We start from the raw sequence: 15425 nt of genomic DNA on the forward strand, positions 1-15425 counted from the left end.
ATCGCGCTCACGTCGGATTCGAATCAACGTCATTGGTAAGGAGGCACGATGTCGAGAACTTCCGTATGGCTGTCGGGTGTCGCGCTGACGGGCACCCTCGCACTCACTTGCGGCGCGGTGCAAGCCAAGTCAGTGGCCTACCTGTGCGATAACGCGCACGTCGCGCTAGTCGTCTATGACGATCACAACCTCGGCGGCAACGTTACGCTGTACTGGATGGGCAAGCGCGAGGTGCTCAAGCCGGCACGGGCCGCAAGCGGGGAAAAGCACGTCGGCCCCACCCTCATCTGGTGGAGCAAGGGACCGGAAGGTACGCTCTACACAGCCAGAGGTGAACACCCGATCACGCAATGCAAGGCGTAGGGCATAAAAAAACGCCAGACAATTCGTCTGGCGTTTTGCGTTCCTGCAATTGGCTGCGCCCCAGCGGGAGCCTCGCTTACCGCCAGTCCAGCATCTTCACTCCGGCGCGCGTGCCGCGATGACTGGCGTGTTGACCTGCACATCGCCGCACTGGGCTCGGTGGCGCAGGGCATGATCGATCAGCACGAGCGCCAGCAACGCTTCGGCAATCGGCGTTGCGCGAATGCCCACGCACGGGTCATGACGACCGAAAGTCTCCACCGTCGACGGTTGCCCCGTGACATCGATCGAACGACGCGGCGTACGAATGCTCGATGTGGGCTTGACCACGATCGAGACGTCGATGTCCTGCCCAGTGGAAATACCCCCCAGAATGCCGCCGGCGTTGTTCCCGACGAAGCCTTCGGAGGTCAGTTCGTCGCCGTGCTCCGATCCCTTCTGCGTAACGCTACGGAAACCCGCCCCGATCTCAACGCCCTTGACGGCGTTCAACCCCATCATCGCGTGAGCAATATCCGCGTCCAGACGGTCGAACAGCGGCTCGCCCAGCCCAACCGGAACGCCCGTCGCCACGATACGCAGCTTGGCCCCGACGGAATCTCCGGCTTTGCGAAGATCGTCCATATAGGTTTCAAGTTGCGGAACAACTTCCGCGTTAGCCGCGAAAAACGAGTTTTGCGACGCCTGCGACCAATCGGTCTGTGGTATTTCGACGTCACCGATCTGTGTCATGCAGCCGCGCACCTGTACGCCATACCGTTCAGCCAGCCACTTCTTGGCGACCGCGCCCGCGGCCACGACCGGTGCCGTCAGGCGTGCCGACGAGCGGCCACCTCCGCGATAATCGCGAACGCCGTACTTTTGCAGATAGGTGTAATCGGCATGTCCGGGACGGAACGTCTGGGCAATGTTACCGTAGTCTTTGCTGCGCTGATCGGTATTACGGATGAGCAGCGCGATCGGCGTGCCCGTCGTGACACCTTCGAACACTCCCGAGAGGATCTCGACGGCGTCCGGTTCGTTACGCTGCGTGACATGGCGCGACGTGCCAGGGCGGCGGCGATCCAGCTCCACCTGAATGTCGGCTTCCGTGAGCGCCATTCCCGGCGGGCAGCCATCGATGACACAGCCAATGGCCGGGCCATGCGATTCGCCAAAAGTGGTGACGGTAAACAGGGTTCCAAGCGTATTGCCAGACATACGGGGATCAGGTTCGGATGAGGCGGAGGCCCTATTATGCCAGCGATCCCTCCGGACCGCGCCGCCCTGTGCAGCACACCGTGACGTCAAAGGCCCGAATAGCAGCATCTTGGGCGCCATTCTGACGCCCTCTGAGAGAAATCCGATCGACGCGACGCGTTTCTCCAGGCGTCCGTCAGACCGGCCACGGGCCGCGAAGCTTGAGCACCTTTTCGCGCAGGGCTTCCGGCGTAGCTTGGGCCGGTGCCACCGGCGCCCCAATGACGAGCTCCAGTCGGTTCAGAATGCCGCGCTTGAACGGACGCGTCATCGCCGCACCGCCGTGCCGTGAGAAGAAACTGCCCCACAACCCACGTAGCGCCATCGGCACGACCGGCACCGGGCTACGCTCGATAATGCGCTGCACGCCCTGACGGAACACCTGCACGTCACCCGACGCCGTGAGTTTCCCCTCGGGGAAGATACAAACGACCTCGCCCGCCGCCAATGCCTTTGCGATCTGCTCGTAGGCCTTATTGAGCCCCCCTGCGTCCTCGTGTGCAGGCGCAATCGGAATTGCTCCCACCGTTCGGAAGAACCACGACAACACCGGGATACGGAAAATCCGATGGTCCATCACAAAACGAACCGGTCGCCGGATCGACGCACCGATGACCACGGCGTCGGCGAAGCTCACGTGATTGCAGACCAGCACGCACGGGCCCTCATCCGGAATCTGGTCGGCCCCTTTGACATCGATACGGTAGAGGGTGTGCAACAGCATCCACATCACGAAGCGGATCAGGAATTCCGGAAGCAACGTGTAGAGATAGACCGCGACCAGCGCATTGAGAATGCCGGTAACGAGATACAACTGATCGATGGTGAATCCGGCTCTCGTGAGCGCCATCGCCATGAGCGCGGACACGATCATGAACAACGCGTTGAGAATATTGTTCGCGGCAATGATGCGCGCGCGGTGCGACGGTTTGCTGCGGCTCTGAATTAGCGCATACTGCGGCACGCTATAGAAACCACCGAACATCGCCAGCAGGAACAGATCGGCCAGAATTCGCCAATGTGCCGGCTGCGAGACGAACTGCCCGACCGTCTGGAGTGCAGCCCCACCGGCTCCTCCCCGGCTGGCAAAGTACAGATCAACCGCAAACACGGTCATGCCGATCGAGCCGAAGGGCACCAGTCCGATTTCCACCTTGCCGGACGAGAGCCGCTCGCAGAGCAGCGAGCCGACGCCGATCCCGACGGAGAACATGGCAAGCAGCAAGGTGACGACATCCGGGTCGGCACCCAGCACGTCATGCGCGAAGTTGAAAAAAGACGCGAGAAAGGTTGCCCCGAGGAACCAAAGCCAGGAGATGCCGAGCAGGCTCTGGAACACGGCTCGGTCGGTGCGCGCGATGCGCAGATTCCTCCACGTCTCGGTAAACGGGTTCCAGTTGATACGCAGGTCCGGCTGGGCAGCAGGCGTTTGCGGCACCCACGTTGATGCCAGCCGCCCCAACAACGCCAACCCAAGGCAGACACCACCGAGCCACGGCAGCGAACCTGCTCCACCTCCCGCAATCTCGCCACCGATGATCGTGCCGATCAGAATCGCCACAAACGTGCCCATTTCAACCAGGCCGTTACCGCCGACCAATTCGTGATTGGCGAGATGCTGCGGCAGATACGCATACTTCACCGGCCCGAAGAGTGTGGAGTGCAGCCCCATCAGGAATGTGCAGACGAACAGCAATGGCGCGCTCGCCCAGATGAAACCGGCCGCACCGACAGCCATGATGGCAATCTCGAGTGTCTTGACGAAGCGGATCAGGCGCGCCTTGTCCCACTTGTCGGCAATCTGGCCGCTGGTCGCAGAAAACAGGAGAAATGGCGCGATGAAGATGGCCGAAATCAGGAATGCCGCAGTCTTGCCGTCGACGTTCTCAAAGAGGGAGGCGTGGTAGGTGACAAGCGACGTGAACGCGATCTTGAACACGTTGTCGTTCATCGCGCCCAGAAACTGCGTCCAGAAGAACGGCGCAAAGCGTCGTTCTTTCAGCAGACGTGATTGGTGGCCCTCGCCGCGTGCCCCGCGCTGGCTGGCCTCACTCACTTCGCGTTTTCCGCTTCCTCGGCCGGCCAGTCACGAATGTAGGCCTTGAGCATGCGGTTCTCGAAGGATTGCTCCTCGACGACCGCCCGTGCCACATCGTAGAAGGAAATCACACCCATGAGCGTGCGGTTGTCCATGACCGGCAAATAGCGTGCGTGACGCTCGAGCATCATGCGCCGCACTTCGTTCACATCCGTCTCCGGGGTACAGGTGAGCGGATGATCGTCCATGACCTTGCGAATCGTGGAGCCGCCCACGGTACCGCCGTTCTTGCTGATCGTATTGATGATCTCGCGGAACGTGAGCATGCCCACGAGATCGCCGTACTCCATCACGACGAGCGAGCCGATGTCGTGTTCCGCCATCGCGTCGACGGCATCGGCCAGCGACGTCTCCGGGGTCACGGTGAAAAGGGTGTTGCCCTTTACTTGCAGGATGTCAGACACACGCATGGCACACACTCCTCGTTGTGATACTCGGGCAATCGTGGCGGAACGCTGCCACCGGACGTATTGCCAGACTTCGGCTTGCGAGACGGAACGCTGGCGCGCACGCCGTTGTCTCCGCGCAAATAGTTATTAGAACATGTTCAAAGGATGCTATCGGAAAGCGCCTGAAAAGGAAAGGCGTAAGACGCGCACATGTCCGTGTGACGCGGGTTTTCGGCCGATTCCTTGCCAGCGCTCGGACATTGCCGTGCCTCCCGCATCGGACAACACCGTCATTTGCCTGACGAGGGTTGCAAAGCCTGTCAGTGCGCACGAAGGTGGTGCTAGCATTGCCGTATACGTAAAGTCCGCATCACGAGTCAGCGCCAAGTCAACGTCAAGCCAACTGCGAGGCCTTCTCCGACATGTCAGCACCGCACTTCGACACACTCGCCCTGCACGCCGGGGCTGCCCCCGACCCGGTCACGGGAGCGCGGGCCACCCCGATCTATCAGACCACGTCGTTCGTGTTCTCCGATACCGATCAGGCGGCCGCCCTCTTCAATATGGAACGTGCCGGGCATGTCTATTCGCGCATTTCCAATCCGACGAATGCCGTTTTCGAAGAGCGCATGGCCGCGCTGGAAAATGGCGCCGGCGCCATCTCGACGGCGAGCGGTCAGGCCGCGCTGCACCTTGCCATTGCCACGCTGATGGGGGCAGGCTCGCACATCGTGGCATCAGGCGCGCTGTATGGTGGCTCGCACAATCTGCTGCATTACACGCTGCGCCGTTTCGGCATCGAGACCACGTTTGTCCGCCCTGGCGATCTGGATGGGTGGCGCGCCGCCGTGCGCCCCGAAACCCGGCTGTTCTTCGGTGAGACGCTCGGCAATCCGGGGCTCGACGTCCTCGACATTCCTCAAGTCGCCCAGATCGCTCATGATGCCGGCGTGCCCTTGCTGGTCGATAGCACGTTCACAACGCCCTGGCTGATCCGGCCATTCGATCACGGCGCCGATCTCGTGTATCACTCCGCCACCAAGTTTCTTGGCGGTCACGGTACGACCATCGGCGGCATTCTGATCGACGGCGGCACGTTCGATTTCGAGAGAAGCGGTAAATTCCCCGAGTTGACCGAGCCGTATGACGGATTCCACGGCATGGTTTTCGCGGAAGAGAATTCCGTCGCTCCCTTCCTGTTGCGCGCGCGGCGCGAGGGCTTGCGTGACTTTGGTGCGTGCCTGCATCCACAGGCGGCCTGGCAACTGCTGCAAGGCATCGAAACGCTACCGCTACGCATGGCGCGGCATGTGGACAATGCGCGTCGTGTGGTGGCGTTCCTCGCGGGGCACGAGGCCGTGGCGAGCGTGGCCTACCCCGAACTGCCATCACACCCCGATTACGCATTGGCCAAACGTCTGCTGCCACGCGGTGCGGGCGCCGTATTCAGCTTCAATCTGAACGGAGACCGCGCGGCGGGACGCCGCTTCATCGAGTCTCTGAAACTCTTCTCGCATTTGGCCAACGTCGGCGACGCACGCTCGCTCGTCATTCACCCCGCTTCCACCACGCATTTCCGCATGGACCCGGCAGCACTCGCTGCGGCCGGTATCGGGGAGGGCACCGTACGCCTGTCGATCGGCCTGGAAGACCCCGACGACCTGATTCAAGACCTCAAGCGTGGCCTGAAAGCGGCCGTCAAATCCTCAGCCAAGGGGCAAGCCCGATGAACCTCGACATCGCAGGCAAGAACGTCTATGCCTACACCGCCGGGAAGTCGATCGATCCTGGGCAACCAACGGTCGTTTTTCTGCATGGCGCGCAGCATGATCACAGCGTATGGGGGTTACAGAGCCGATACCTTGCGCATCACGGCATGAACGTGCTCGCGCTGGATCTGCCCGGCCATCACCGCAGCACGGGCGCCCCGTTGAAGACGATTGGCGAAATGGCCGATTGGGTGGTTGCCGTGCTCGACGCCACTGGCGTCGGTAACGCCGCATGGGTCGGGCACAGCATGGGATCGCTGATTGCGCTAGACGCCGCCGCACGTCATGCCGAACGCGTGTCGCGCATTGCCCTGGTGGGCACCGCTTATCCGATGAAGGTCTCCGACGCCCTGCTCGAAGCGGCCGCCGAGCGTGAGCCCGAGGCCATTGCCCTTGTCAACGCGTGGTCGCACAGCACACTCGCCGCCAAGCCCTCGGCGCCCGGCCCAGGCTTCTGGACGTGGGGCGGCAATCAGCGGTTGATGGAGCGGGTGTCGCAGCGTAATCCCGCCAAAGTGTTTCTCACCGACTTCGAAGCGTGCAACCGCTACGATAAGGGGACGGAGACGGCCGCACGGGTCACATGTCCTGTACTCGCCGTGCTGGGACAACACGATCAGATGACGCCACCGCGCGCGGCACAAGCGCTGCTGGACGCCCTGCGCGAAGCGGGGGCGCCGGTCACAGTAGAGATCGTCAATGCGGGGCACGCGATCATGACGGAGCAGCCGGACGCCCTGCTCGATGCCCTCGTGCGATTCATGCGACACTGAGCGCGTCACCTTCGCTAACGAGGAGGCTTGTCATGCCGGATACGCACGATGCCGCACCGCGGTTTCACCGGTTTTCGGACTTTTATCCGTTCTATCTCGGAGAGCACCGGAACCCGATTTGCCGCCGCCTGCATTTCGGCGGCTCATGGGGAGTGATTGGCTTTCTGGTGACGTTCGCCGTGACAGGCAACCCGTGGTGGCTGCTCGCTGCGGTAGTGTGCGGCTACGCGTTCGCGTGGTTGGGCCACTTCTTCTTCGAGAAAAACCGGCCCGCCACGTTTCGCCATCCGCTTTACAGTTTGATGGGCGACTGGGTCATGTTTCGGGATATCTGCCTGGGTCGCATCAAGCTCTAGCGCTCTGGTGCCCCTCCGGCCCCTCATGCCCTTCATGCGTCGCCGGCCCCGCTTGGCCCTCCTGATGACGGCCTGACTCCCTTTCGACCGGCGGGTCGATGCCGTCGTCGTCGATCGTGACGGCACGCGGTAACGCGTCGACGAGCGGTACGTCCCATTTGCCTTCGCGCAGTATCTCGGCGACGTGGGCGCCGTCGAGTGCATGGCGCTCCATTTGCCGGGCCAACTCGTCGACGTTGAGCGCCAGTTGCGCGACCAGCGGCGCCAGTGTCGTCGTGCGCGGGTTCGCGAGCAGCAGCCAACGTTCAGCAGACGCCTGCATCGTCAGCCGGCCCACCCACCCCATGCGTTCGAGCCGGGTGAGCAAATCGCTGGCGTGATCGAGGCTTGTTCGCATGGTGTTCGCCAGTTGCGCCATCGTGCGGCCGCCACCGCCATTTTCGCGATCAAGATTGAGCAGATGAATGAGCGTCAGGCCATCGAGCAGATCGCTGCCCGGAAACCGGGGATATTGAAAATGGCCGAGACGCAGCGCGGGCAGGACCGCAGTGATCGTTGCACCCAGCAACGCCACCAGCCACGACAGATAAATCCACAGCAGGAAGATCGGCACTGCGGCAAATGCGCCATACACCGCCGTATAAGTCGGGAACTGCCGGATGTACATGCCGAAGCCGCGCTTTGTCAGATCGAACGCCAGCGCCGCCACAACCCCGCCGACCAACGCATCGCGCCAGTCCACCTTGCAATTCGGCATGTAGAGATACATCAGCATGAAGGCCAGGCTGGTCAGCGCAAGCGGAATCAAGCTGAGCAGCGATGCCACGGCCGGCGGCAGTGTACTGACCAACGACATCGACTGCGTGAACACATAGGAACTGATCGACAAGCTCACCCCGAACAGCAACGGACCGAGCGTGAGCAGACTCCAGTAAATGAGCAGACGCTGTGCCAGTGCTCGCGGACGCGGCACGCGCCAGATCACATTGAATGCCGATTCCACTGTCATCAACGTAAGCACCGCCGTCACCAGCAAACCAATCAGACCGAACGCGGTCAGGCTTTTTGCCTTCGATGCAAACTGGTTCAGGTAGTTGAATATCTGTGCGTTGACGCTCTCGGGCATCAGATGCTCGAGCAGGAACCCCTGCAAGGCATCGCGAAACGAATTGAAAATCGGGAAGGCTGTAAACAGCGCGAACGTCACGGCGAATAGCGGTACGATCGACAGGATCGAGGTGAACGTCAGACTGCCCGCAACTTGCGGAATCCGGTCGTCCTGAGCCCGCGCAAGCGCGTATCTCAGCAGTTGGCGAACGTTATTCCAGTTGATGCGGGACAGTTTGAGCAAATCGGGCTCCTGAATGAGAAGGTTGGCACGGCAGGCGCTCGCCCGAACCGTAACGCCAATAGGAACGCCCTATAATACCCGCACTTTTCGCCTGCTTTTCACCCAAGACCCGAGGCTCAGACAGGTTTGCCTCCTTGCCTCAGCCAATTCGACTTCATGACTGAAATCCTCGTCCTGTACTACAGCCGTCACGGCACCACCGCACAGCTCGCACAGTGCATCGCAGCCGGCATCGACAGTGTGCCCGGCGCACAGGCACGAGTGCGAACCGTCCCCGCCGTGTCGACCGTGTGCGAAGCCAGCGCTTCGGATATTCCGGACAGTGGTCCTCCTTACGTCGAATTGCGCGATCTCGAAGAGTGCGCAGGACTCGCCCTCGGGTCACCCACGCGCTTCGGCAACATGGCCGCCGCACTGAAGTACTTTCTCGACGGCACCACGCCGCAATGGCTCTCGGGGGCACTTGCCGGGAAACCCGCGTGCGTTTTCACGTCCAGCGCCAGCCTGCACGGCGGCCAGGAAAGCACACTGTTATCGATGATGATTCCGCTGCTGCACCACGGCATGTTGCTGATGGGCCTGCCCTATACGGAGCCCGCGCTATCGAGCACACGCACTGGCGGCTCGCCTTACGGTGCCACGCATTTCGCCCATGACGGCAACCCGCTCTCCGCCGACGAGCGTCAGTTGGCGTCGGCACTCGGCGCGCGACTCGCACGCGCGGCCACCAAGCTGGCAGAATAAGCGCTTACGCCGCGCCGTCCGCATCGAGTCCGCGTCTTCGCAGTAGTTCCGGCCCACGAGACAAGCCCATGACTGCCACTCCGCCCGACCTGCCCCCAGGCGCCAACGCCCGCAACACGAGCGCGCCGCCCCAGACGCTCGCCAGGCCTGCCGCGCCACACGCCGCGCAGGGGCTGCGTCGACTGAGCATTGCAAGTCTGCTGGCGTTGATCGCGCTGTCGGTTGCGTGGGAATTGTGGCTCGCGCCGCTGCGTCCTGGCGGCTCCTGGCTGGTCCTCAAAGCGCTGCTTCTGCTGTTGCCGCTACGCGGCGTATTGCGCGGCAACCTGTATACGCTGCAGTGGTCGAGCATGTTCATCCTGCTGTTTCTCGCGGAAGGCGTGGTGCGCGGCATGACGGATACGGGTCCGTCGGCCTCGCTCGCATGGATCGAAACGGCACTGTCCGCCGTATTTTTCTTCTCGACGATCTTTTATCTGCGGCCCTTCAAACGGGCGGCGAAAGCCCGTGCCGCGGCAGCACGATAGCCCTGCGCCTCACCGGCGCCACGCGGTGCAATATCGCAAACCGCATGATTGGTGCGAAGCCCCTCAGCCATGATTAACGCCCCCTTCCTCACCGCATGCCGCGACCTGCTGGGCCGCGACCACGTTCTGCTCGAGAGCGCCGACACCGACGCCTACCTCGTCGATCAACGCAAACGCTATACAGGGCATGCACTGGCTGTGCTGCGCCCTGCCGATGCCGCGCAGGTCGCCGCACTCGTGCGTCTGTGCGTCGCGCACGGCGTGCCGATGGTGCCGCAAGGCGGCAATACAGGCCTCGCCGGCGGCGCGACCCCCGACGCGAGCGGGCGCCAGGTGGTCATCAGTCTGCGCCGTCTCGACCGCATCCGGCAGGTGGACGCCGATAACATGACTTTGACCGCCGAAGCGGGCTGCCTCCTCGCCAACGTGCAGGCGGCAGCAGCGGCGGCGCAGCGGCTTTTCCCGTTGAGCCTCGCGGCAGAAGGAAGTTGCACTATCGGCGGCAATCTTGCGACGAATGCGGGCGGCACCGCCGTCTTGCGCTACGGCAACGCACGCGAACTGTGCCTCGGCCTGGAAGTGGTTACACCACAAGGTGAGCTTTGGGACGGTCTTCGCGGGCTGCGGAAAGACAACACCGGATACGACCTTCGCGACCTGTTCATCGGCGCGGAGGGCACACTCGGGCTGATTACGGCGGCAACGCTCAAGCTCTTCGCGCAACCCGCCGCTCGTATGACGGCGCTCGCCGCGCTGGACAGCCCGGCGCAGGCCCTGGCGCTGCTCAATCTGGCGCAACGCATGGCAGGCCCATTGCTCACGGGCTTCGAGTTGATGTCGGACTTTTGCCTCCGGCTCGTGGCCCAGGTCTTCCCGCAGCAACGCTACCCGTTCACGCATCGCTATACACAAGCCGTGCTGCTCGAACTCTCCGACAACGAGAGCGAGGCCCATGCCCGCGATTTGCTCGAGCGCTTGCTCAGCGCCGCCGTCGACCAGGGCATCGTTCGAGACGCCATCGTCGCGAACAGCCTCGCTCAATCGAACGCGCTCTGGCACCTGAGAGAGAGCATTCCGCTCGCCCAGTCGGCGACCGGGCTCAACATCAAGCACGACATCGCTGTGCCGGTGTCTCAGGTGCCCGCATTTCTCGACGCCACCGATCCACTCGTTCAACGCCTTGCACCCGGCGCGCGCATGGTCACCTTCGGCCATCTGGGCGACGGAAATCTGCATTACAACGTGATGGCGCCCGAAGACATCGATCCCGCTGCGTTCCTTGGTCAATACCAGTCGGCCGTGACTGCAGCAGTTCACGACAGCGTGCATGCCCATCACGGCAGCATCAGCGCAGAGCATGGCCTCGGACAACTCAAGCGCGACGCCTCGGCAAAGTACAAGTCCCCCATCGAACTGGCATTGATGCGTACGCTCAAAACCGCCTTCGACCCGCTCGGACTGATGAATCCGGGCAAGGTGCTGCCCGACTGAATACCGTCGGTTGCCGTCCTCGCTCGCTGGCGCGAGGCGACAATTACCGAAAAATCACAAAAAAATATCAAAATCGGAAGAAATATCGTCAATTTCTCGACAAAACGCCGCGAAATCCCGTCACTTTCTTTACAGATGCGCCTCAAATCACTAAACTGTCATCTTTCCAATTACGACGGAGTTTTCCGTGGGCAGTTGCTCTAGTAGCACGCAAGCGTCGGCAATGCCCGGCGAGGCGTTAGCCCGGTAACCCGCAGTCGTCACCGACTGCCGCTGCCGGTCTTTATGCCGCAGCGGTAGTGCATTGATCGCATCGATTCCCGATGGCCTCGCAGCCACCGGCGACCTCACGAGACGATCCCGTTTTCCGCACCCCTGACCGCAGTTCAGCGATGGATGGATGTGTTCGCACATCCTGAACATGGCACGTTTGGCACATCTGTTTGGCTCCGCGTCGATTCACCGGCAGCCAACAGCGTGCAAAGCCTGCCGACGCTTGCGTCGAATTCATGCATGGTCGTGCGCGCCGCGCGCTTCGTGCGTCCTGACGGACCGCGAGGTCTGCGCGCATTGCAATGCATCGCCAAGCCCCGGCATCCACCGTCTCAGGCCCTTGATTCAGGAGGACACCATGACGCTGCACATGCTTATCCCTACACTGTTCGATCGCGCCCGTGCCCGGCTAACGCCCGCCTCGAGCGCATCGAACGCCCTCGTCACGAAGGCTAACGGACTCGCGTCGCCGCAATACCGGCTTGTCGTGCTCACGCTCGCGTCGAAGGCAGACACCATCGACGCCAAGGTGCGCCACGCCCTTCGCGCCCAGAAAATCACACCGGAGACGACGTCCCGCCTCGAACGCTCGGGAGGCTATCTGTTGGAACTCGACTATGTGCTGCGTTGCGAGCGCAGCCGCCGCGCGGCGCTCGTTCACCTTGTCTCGACGCTTGGCGATACGCCGGGCGTGCGCGCCATTCGCTGGGAGACTGCGCCGAATATGGCGACACGCTAACGCTCCGCAGTTCTGTCGCTCAAACCGAACCGCTACAGATTTCGGCCCGGCCGGCAAAGACGTTCACGCGTCAGCGCCGGCCGGGCCGATGCATTTCCGTCCCCCGCAACAAGCGGCTTTGTGGCGACGCTGACTCACACCTATACGTTCACGTACAGGTTGTGCTAGCATTCCGTTCATCTTCCGATCGGAGGCAAGCCCATGCCCACAGATCTCGCGCCCCAGTCATCGACGGAAACACCGTCAGACGACACGCATCTGCTGACCGTCGGTCAGGCCGCCGCCGCGCTTGGCGTGACGGCGCGCACGCTGAAATATTACGAGGAACTCAATCTCGTTGTGCCGGCACGCAGCGGCGGACGCTACCGCATGTACACCCAGGCGGATCTCGCAACGTTCGGGCGAATTCTGCGCATGCGCTCGCTCGGCTTCTCGATCGCCGCGATCACTGAGATGCTCAAGCGCCCGATGCGTCTGGTCGAATCGGGCAAATCGCGCATGAACGAGGAAGATCTGCAAGTCGTTCGTGACGCCCTTCACTCGCAGCTCGGCACGTTACGCGAACGCACGGCGCAAGTGCGCCGCGAATTGCGCGAAGCGGAAAAGCTCGAAGCACAGATCGCGCACGACCTGCAATACATCGAGCAGCGCCTTAGCGGCGTGTCTGCGGACGAACTGCTGGCGGAGCGCGCCGCGCGAATCCGCAAGCATTCGTCTGCCTGACACCTCGCCCGCCGACGCACATCGCCCCCGTCGCTCGTCATGACATCTGCCGCCCCGCCGACCGGTTCCGCTGCCTCGCCGCCATCCAACCCGCTGCGGCCGATGCGCATCGAGGCCTACCGCTACGCCCTCGGCCTGATCCCGGGGCTGGAGTTCTTCGAGAACGCGCTGCTGGTGTATTTTGCCGTCTACGTTGCGGGCGGCGTCGACGCCTCGCCCAAAGAATTCGTGTGGATGACGACCGCCTATGGCATTGCATCGGTCCTCGCCATCCTCAAACAGCAGTGGTTCGTCGAGCGCATCGGCTATCGCCGGTATCTGACGGCGTCGTTGCTGCTCTATGCTTGCGGCGCCATCCTCGCGGGAACGAGCGAAAGCGTGACGCAGCTCGTGATCGCCCGGGCGTGTCAGGGCTTTTGCGCGGGAAGCTGGATGAGTTCCTGCCGCATTCTCGCGCAAGTGAGCATGCCGACGGAACACCGCGGCAAGACTGTGCAAACGTTCGCCCTGCTGCTGTTCACCGGCTCGGCCGCCGCGCCGCTCGTCGGCGGACTGCTCGTCTCCGATTACACCTGGCGCACGCTGTTCCTGTGCACCGCACCGCCCGCCGTGCTGCTCGCGGGGCTTACGTGGCTCTCCGTACCCGACGTGGGCCGCCTGCGCGATCGCGTCACTGGCGGCAATTACCCGTTTGCACCGTTCATGGCCTTCGCACTCGCCATGGGTGCGTTTCAGGTCGTGCTCCAGGAGATGCGCTACTCGCAGTGGCTGCAAACACCTTGGCTGCCACTGTTGACGGTCGCAGGCGTGGGCGCCCTCGTGTGGTTCGGCTATCACCAGTGGCAACATCCGGAACCGCTCATCCGCCTGCAATCGTTGCGCCGGCGTGAGTTTCAGGTCGGACTGGTGTTGTACGTGGCCTACTACTATCTGGCAAACACGCAAAGCTATCTGATGCCGCACATGCTCGAGCAAGGGCTCGGCTTCACGGTCGAGCGCACCGGCCAATTGCTCGGTGACTCCGCGCTGCTCACCGTATTTCTGCTGCTGGCGTACTTCCACGTCGCCAAATTCATCACGCACAAGAAGTTGTTGATCGTGAGTGGTTTCGCGATGACGATCGCCACCAACCTGTGGCTCGGCGCCATGCCGCCCGATGCCGGTCAGTCACAACTCTATGGCGTACTCGCGCTCAAGGCCGTGTTTGGCATCTTCACCGTGCTGCCGGTGGCCAACCTGACCTTTCGCACCTTCGATCACGAGAGCTTCGCGCACGGCTACCGGTTGAAGAACATTCTGCGTCAGCTTTCCGGCTCGTTCGCCGTGTCGACCATCGTGGCGTTCGACCAGCATCGGGAAGCGCTGCATCGCACTCGCCTGACGGAAATGGCCAATCCGTTCAATCCGGTCTTCACTCAGACGCTCGACTCGCTTGCCAATGCGTTCACCCACGCCGGCGTAGCCGCCTCGCAGGCACATGGGGCCGCACTCGCCCAGATTGCCCAAATGATTCAGCGACAAGCGTCGTTCCTGTCGCTTATCGACGACTTTCACTTCGTCGCCATCGTTGCGCTGTGCGGTGCAATCTTTGCGGCAATTCAAAAGCGGCTAAATTAGAATCGATGCGCCATTGATGCACGAATGCACCGCGCGATCCGTCGCTGCGGCGTCAAATTTCCGGCCACTTTCGTCATGCTCAAGACCCTGCTTGCCCGCCTCCGGCGTTCTCCCGCGCGCACGGCCATCGACGACGCCCTCTGGCTCGAGGTCGTGAATGCACTACCGTTCCTCGCGCGTCGCAGCCCGGCCGAACTAGGCAAGCTCCGCGAACTCGCAACCGACTTTCTGGCCAGCAAGCACTTTTCGACTGCGCATGATCTGCCGCTGACCGAAGCGATGTGCGTATCGGTTGCGGCGCAAGCGTGCCTGCCGATTCTCAATCTCCCGAGTGCGTTGTATCGCGGGTGGACCGGCATCGTGCTGTATCCGGGCGAATTCCTCATTCGCAAGACCGTGCAGGACGAAGCGGGGGTCGTGCACGACGTCGAACAGGAAGCGAGCGGCGAAGCATGGGAGGGCGGCCCCGTGGTCCTGTCGTGGCAAGATGTTCAGGCGCGCGACGTGCTGGCGTACAACGTCGTGATCCATGAGTTCGTTCACAAAATCGATATGGAAGCCGGCGATGCGGACGGCGTGCCGCCGATGCTGCGGCGCCTGCATGGCGACCTGACACCGGAAGTCTGGTGCAATGTCTTCGACCCTGCCTATGAGGAGTTCTGTCACCATGTGGCCAACGTTCCCGACGATCGCTGGGACGCCTTCGCCTCGACCTCGCTTCTCGACCCGTATGCCACCGAGCACGAATCGGAATTCTTCGCCGTTTGCGCCGAGGCCTTCTTCGTCGCCCCGGAGGCTTTCCGCGACGAATATCCGGCCCTGTATACGCTGTTTTCGCGTTATTTCCTGCAAGATCCGGCGGCGGCACCCGGCAGCGGCGGCGAAGCCATTGCCGGCATGTCGCCCGCGCCAGCCGCAACCCCATGAAAACTTTGCGAAAGTCACTGTTTTCATGGCATAATGCGCGTTTTAC

General features: G+C 62.3%; 15 protein-coding genes. 11 read left to right on the forward strand and 4 right to left on the reverse strand.

The genetic code is table 11. The features are described 5' to 3' along the window. The first annotated feature begins 48 nt into the window (after window positions 1-48). Window positions 49-363, forward strand: coding sequence for an MliC family protein (locus PCO31110_RS08485; RefSeq protein ID WP_150690156.1), 315 nt, complete (start codon window positions 49-51; stop codon window positions 361-363). A 96-nt stretch (window positions 364-459) separates the two neighbouring features. Here the strand turns inward: PCO31110_RS08485 and aroC are convergent, their stop codons facing one another. The 3 genes from aroC to PCO31110_RS08500 all read right to left on the reverse strand — a co-directional run bounded on the left by aroC (window position 460) and on the right by PCO31110_RS08500 (window position 4110). After that, the gene (gene aroC / locus PCO31110_RS08490; RefSeq protein ID WP_150690157.1) at window positions 460-1563 is read right to left on the reverse strand and encodes a chorismate synthase; all 1104 of its coding nucleotides are present in this window, start codon (window positions 1561-1563) and stop codon (window positions 460-462) included. 175 nt (window positions 1564-1738) lie between these two features. Then, complete coding sequence (locus PCO31110_RS08495; RefSeq protein WP_150690158.1) at window positions 1739-3658, reverse strand: MFS transporter; 1920 nt, start codon at window positions 3656-3658, stop codon at window positions 1739-1741. Then, window positions 3655-4110 (reverse strand): CBS domain-containing protein, encoded by a 456-nt coding sequence (locus tag PCO31110_RS08500; RefSeq protein WP_010806066.1) that lies wholly within the window; start codon window positions 4108-4110, stop codon window positions 3655-3657. The genes PCO31110_RS08495 and PCO31110_RS08500 overlap by 4 nt, the downstream gene beginning before the upstream one ends. Window positions 4111-4511: 401 nt before the next feature. Here PCO31110_RS08500 and PCO31110_RS08505 point away from each other — a divergent pair, with 401 nt between their 5' ends. The 3 genes from PCO31110_RS08505 to PCO31110_RS08515 are packed head-to-tail and all read left to right on the forward strand — an operon-like array spanning window position 4512 to window position 6987. After that, on the forward strand, window positions 4512-5819 hold the full coding sequence (locus tag PCO31110_RS08505; protein ID WP_150690159.1) for an O-acetylhomoserine aminocarboxypropyltransferase: 1308 nt from the start codon (window positions 4512-4514) through the stop codon (window positions 5817-5819). Next, window positions 5816-6631 (forward strand): alpha/beta fold hydrolase, encoded by an 816-nt coding sequence (locus PCO31110_RS08510; RefSeq protein ID WP_010806068.1) that lies wholly within the window; start codon window positions 5816-5818, stop codon window positions 6629-6631. The genes PCO31110_RS08505 and PCO31110_RS08510 overlap by 4 nt, the downstream gene beginning before the upstream one ends. Before the next feature lie 32 nt (window positions 6632-6663). Continuing rightward, complete coding sequence (locus tag PCO31110_RS08515) at window positions 6664-6987, forward strand: Mpo1-like protein (RefSeq protein ID WP_150690160.1); 324 nt, start codon at window positions 6664-6666, stop codon at window positions 6985-6987. On the opposite strand, the gene PCO31110_RS08520 is transcribed toward PCO31110_RS08515, so the two are convergent. After that, window positions 6977-8338, reverse strand: coding sequence for a YihY family inner membrane protein (locus tag PCO31110_RS08520; RefSeq protein WP_246189779.1), 1362 nt, complete (start codon window positions 8336-8338; stop codon window positions 6977-6979). The two genes, PCO31110_RS08515 and PCO31110_RS08520, sit on opposite strands and share 11 nt — an antisense overlap. A gap of 156 nt (window positions 8339-8494) precedes the next feature. Here PCO31110_RS08520 and wrbA point away from each other — a divergent pair, with 156 nt between their 5' ends. The 7 genes from wrbA to PCO31110_RS08555 all read left to right on the forward strand — a co-directional run bounded on the left by wrbA (window position 8495) and on the right by PCO31110_RS08555 (window position 15379). Continuing rightward, complete coding sequence (wrbA, locus tag PCO31110_RS08525; protein ID WP_010806071.1) at window positions 8495-9082, forward strand: NAD(P)H:quinone oxidoreductase; 588 nt, start codon at window positions 8495-8497, stop codon at window positions 9080-9082. Window positions 9083-9150: 68 nt separating this feature from the next. Beyond that, on the forward strand, window positions 9151-9609 hold the full coding sequence (locus PCO31110_RS08530; RefSeq protein ID WP_010806072.1) for a DUF2069 domain-containing protein: 459 nt from the start codon (window positions 9151-9153) through the stop codon (window positions 9607-9609). 69 nt (window positions 9610-9678) lie between these two features. After that, on the forward strand, window positions 9679-11100 hold the full coding sequence (locus tag PCO31110_RS08535) for an FAD-binding oxidoreductase (protein ID WP_010806073.1): 1422 nt from the start codon (window positions 9679-9681) through the stop codon (window positions 11098-11100). A 631-nt stretch (window positions 11101-11731) separates the two neighbouring features. Then, a complete protein-coding gene (locus PCO31110_RS08540; protein ID WP_150690161.1) occupies window positions 11732-12112 on the forward strand; it encodes a hypothetical protein in 381 nt (126 codons plus the stop codon). Window positions 12113-12313: 201 nt separating this feature from the next. Beyond that, window positions 12314-12835 carry a MerR family transcriptional regulator gene (locus tag PCO31110_RS08545; RefSeq protein WP_150690162.1) on the forward strand — a complete coding sequence of 174 codons (522 nt, stop codon included), beginning with the start codon at window positions 12314-12316 and terminating at the stop codon, window positions 12833-12835. Window positions 12836-12874: 39 nt separating this feature from the next. Beyond that, window positions 12875-14452, forward strand: a complete 1578-nt coding sequence (locus PCO31110_RS08550; RefSeq protein ID WP_150690163.1) for an MFS transporter — start codon at window positions 12875-12877, stop codon at window positions 14450-14452. A gap of 75 nt (window positions 14453-14527) precedes the next feature. Continuing rightward, the gene (locus PCO31110_RS08555; protein WP_051126344.1) at window positions 14528-15379 is read left to right on the forward strand and encodes a M90 family metallopeptidase; all 852 of its coding nucleotides are present in this window, start codon (window positions 14528-14530) and stop codon (window positions 15377-15379) included. Window positions 15380-15425: the final 46 nt, after the last annotated feature.

Source organism: Pandoraea communis, assembly GCF_902459745.1.
GTDB lineage: Bacteria > Pseudomonadota > Gammaproteobacteria > Burkholderiales > Burkholderiaceae > Pandoraea > Pandoraea communis.

Bases quoted from the DNA above. Each gene is read 5' to 3' on its own strand.
- PCO31110_RS08485 (WP_150690156.1), top strand. From the start codon at position 49: ATGTCGAGAACTTCCGTATGGCTGTCGGGTGTCGCGCTGACGGGCACC.
- aroC (WP_150690157.1), bottom strand. From the start codon at position 1,563: ATGTCTGGCAATACGCTTGGAACCCTGTTTACCGTCACCACTTTTGGC.
- PCO31110_RS08500 (WP_010806066.1), bottom strand. From the start codon at position 4,110: ATGCGTGTGTCTGACATCCTGCAAGTAAAGGGCAACACCCTTTTCACC.
- PCO31110_RS08505 (WP_150690159.1), top strand. From the start codon at position 4,512: ATGTCAGCACCGCACTTCGACACACTCGCCCTGCACGCCGGGGCTGCC.
- PCO31110_RS08510 (WP_010806068.1), top strand. From the start codon at position 5,816: ATGAACCTCGACATCGCAGGCAAGAACGTCTATGCCTACACCGCCGGG.
- PCO31110_RS08515 (WP_150690160.1), top strand. From the start codon at position 6,664: ATGCCGGATACGCACGATGCCGCACCGCGGTTTCACCGGTTTTCGGAC.
- wrbA (WP_010806071.1), top strand. From the start codon at position 8,495: ATGACTGAAATCCTCGTCCTGTACTACAGCCGTCACGGCACCACCGCA.
- PCO31110_RS08530 (WP_010806072.1), top strand. From the start codon at position 9,151: ATGACTGCCACTCCGCCCGACCTGCCCCCAGGCGCCAACGCCCGCAAC.
- PCO31110_RS08535 (WP_010806073.1), top strand. From the start codon at position 9,679: ATGATTAACGCCCCCTTCCTCACCGCATGCCGCGACCTGCTGGGCCGC.
- PCO31110_RS08540 (WP_150690161.1), top strand. From the start codon at position 11,732: ATGACGCTGCACATGCTTATCCCTACACTGTTCGATCGCGCCCGTGCC.
- PCO31110_RS08545 (WP_150690162.1), top strand. From the start codon at position 12,314: ATGCCCACAGATCTCGCGCCCCAGTCATCGACGGAAACACCGTCAGAC.
- PCO31110_RS08550 (WP_150690163.1), top strand. From the start codon at position 12,875: ATGACATCTGCCGCCCCGCCGACCGGTTCCGCTGCCTCGCCGCCATCC.
- PCO31110_RS08555 (WP_051126344.1), top strand. From the start codon at position 14,528: ATGCTCAAGACCCTGCTTGCCCGCCTCCGGCGTTCTCCCGCGCGCACG.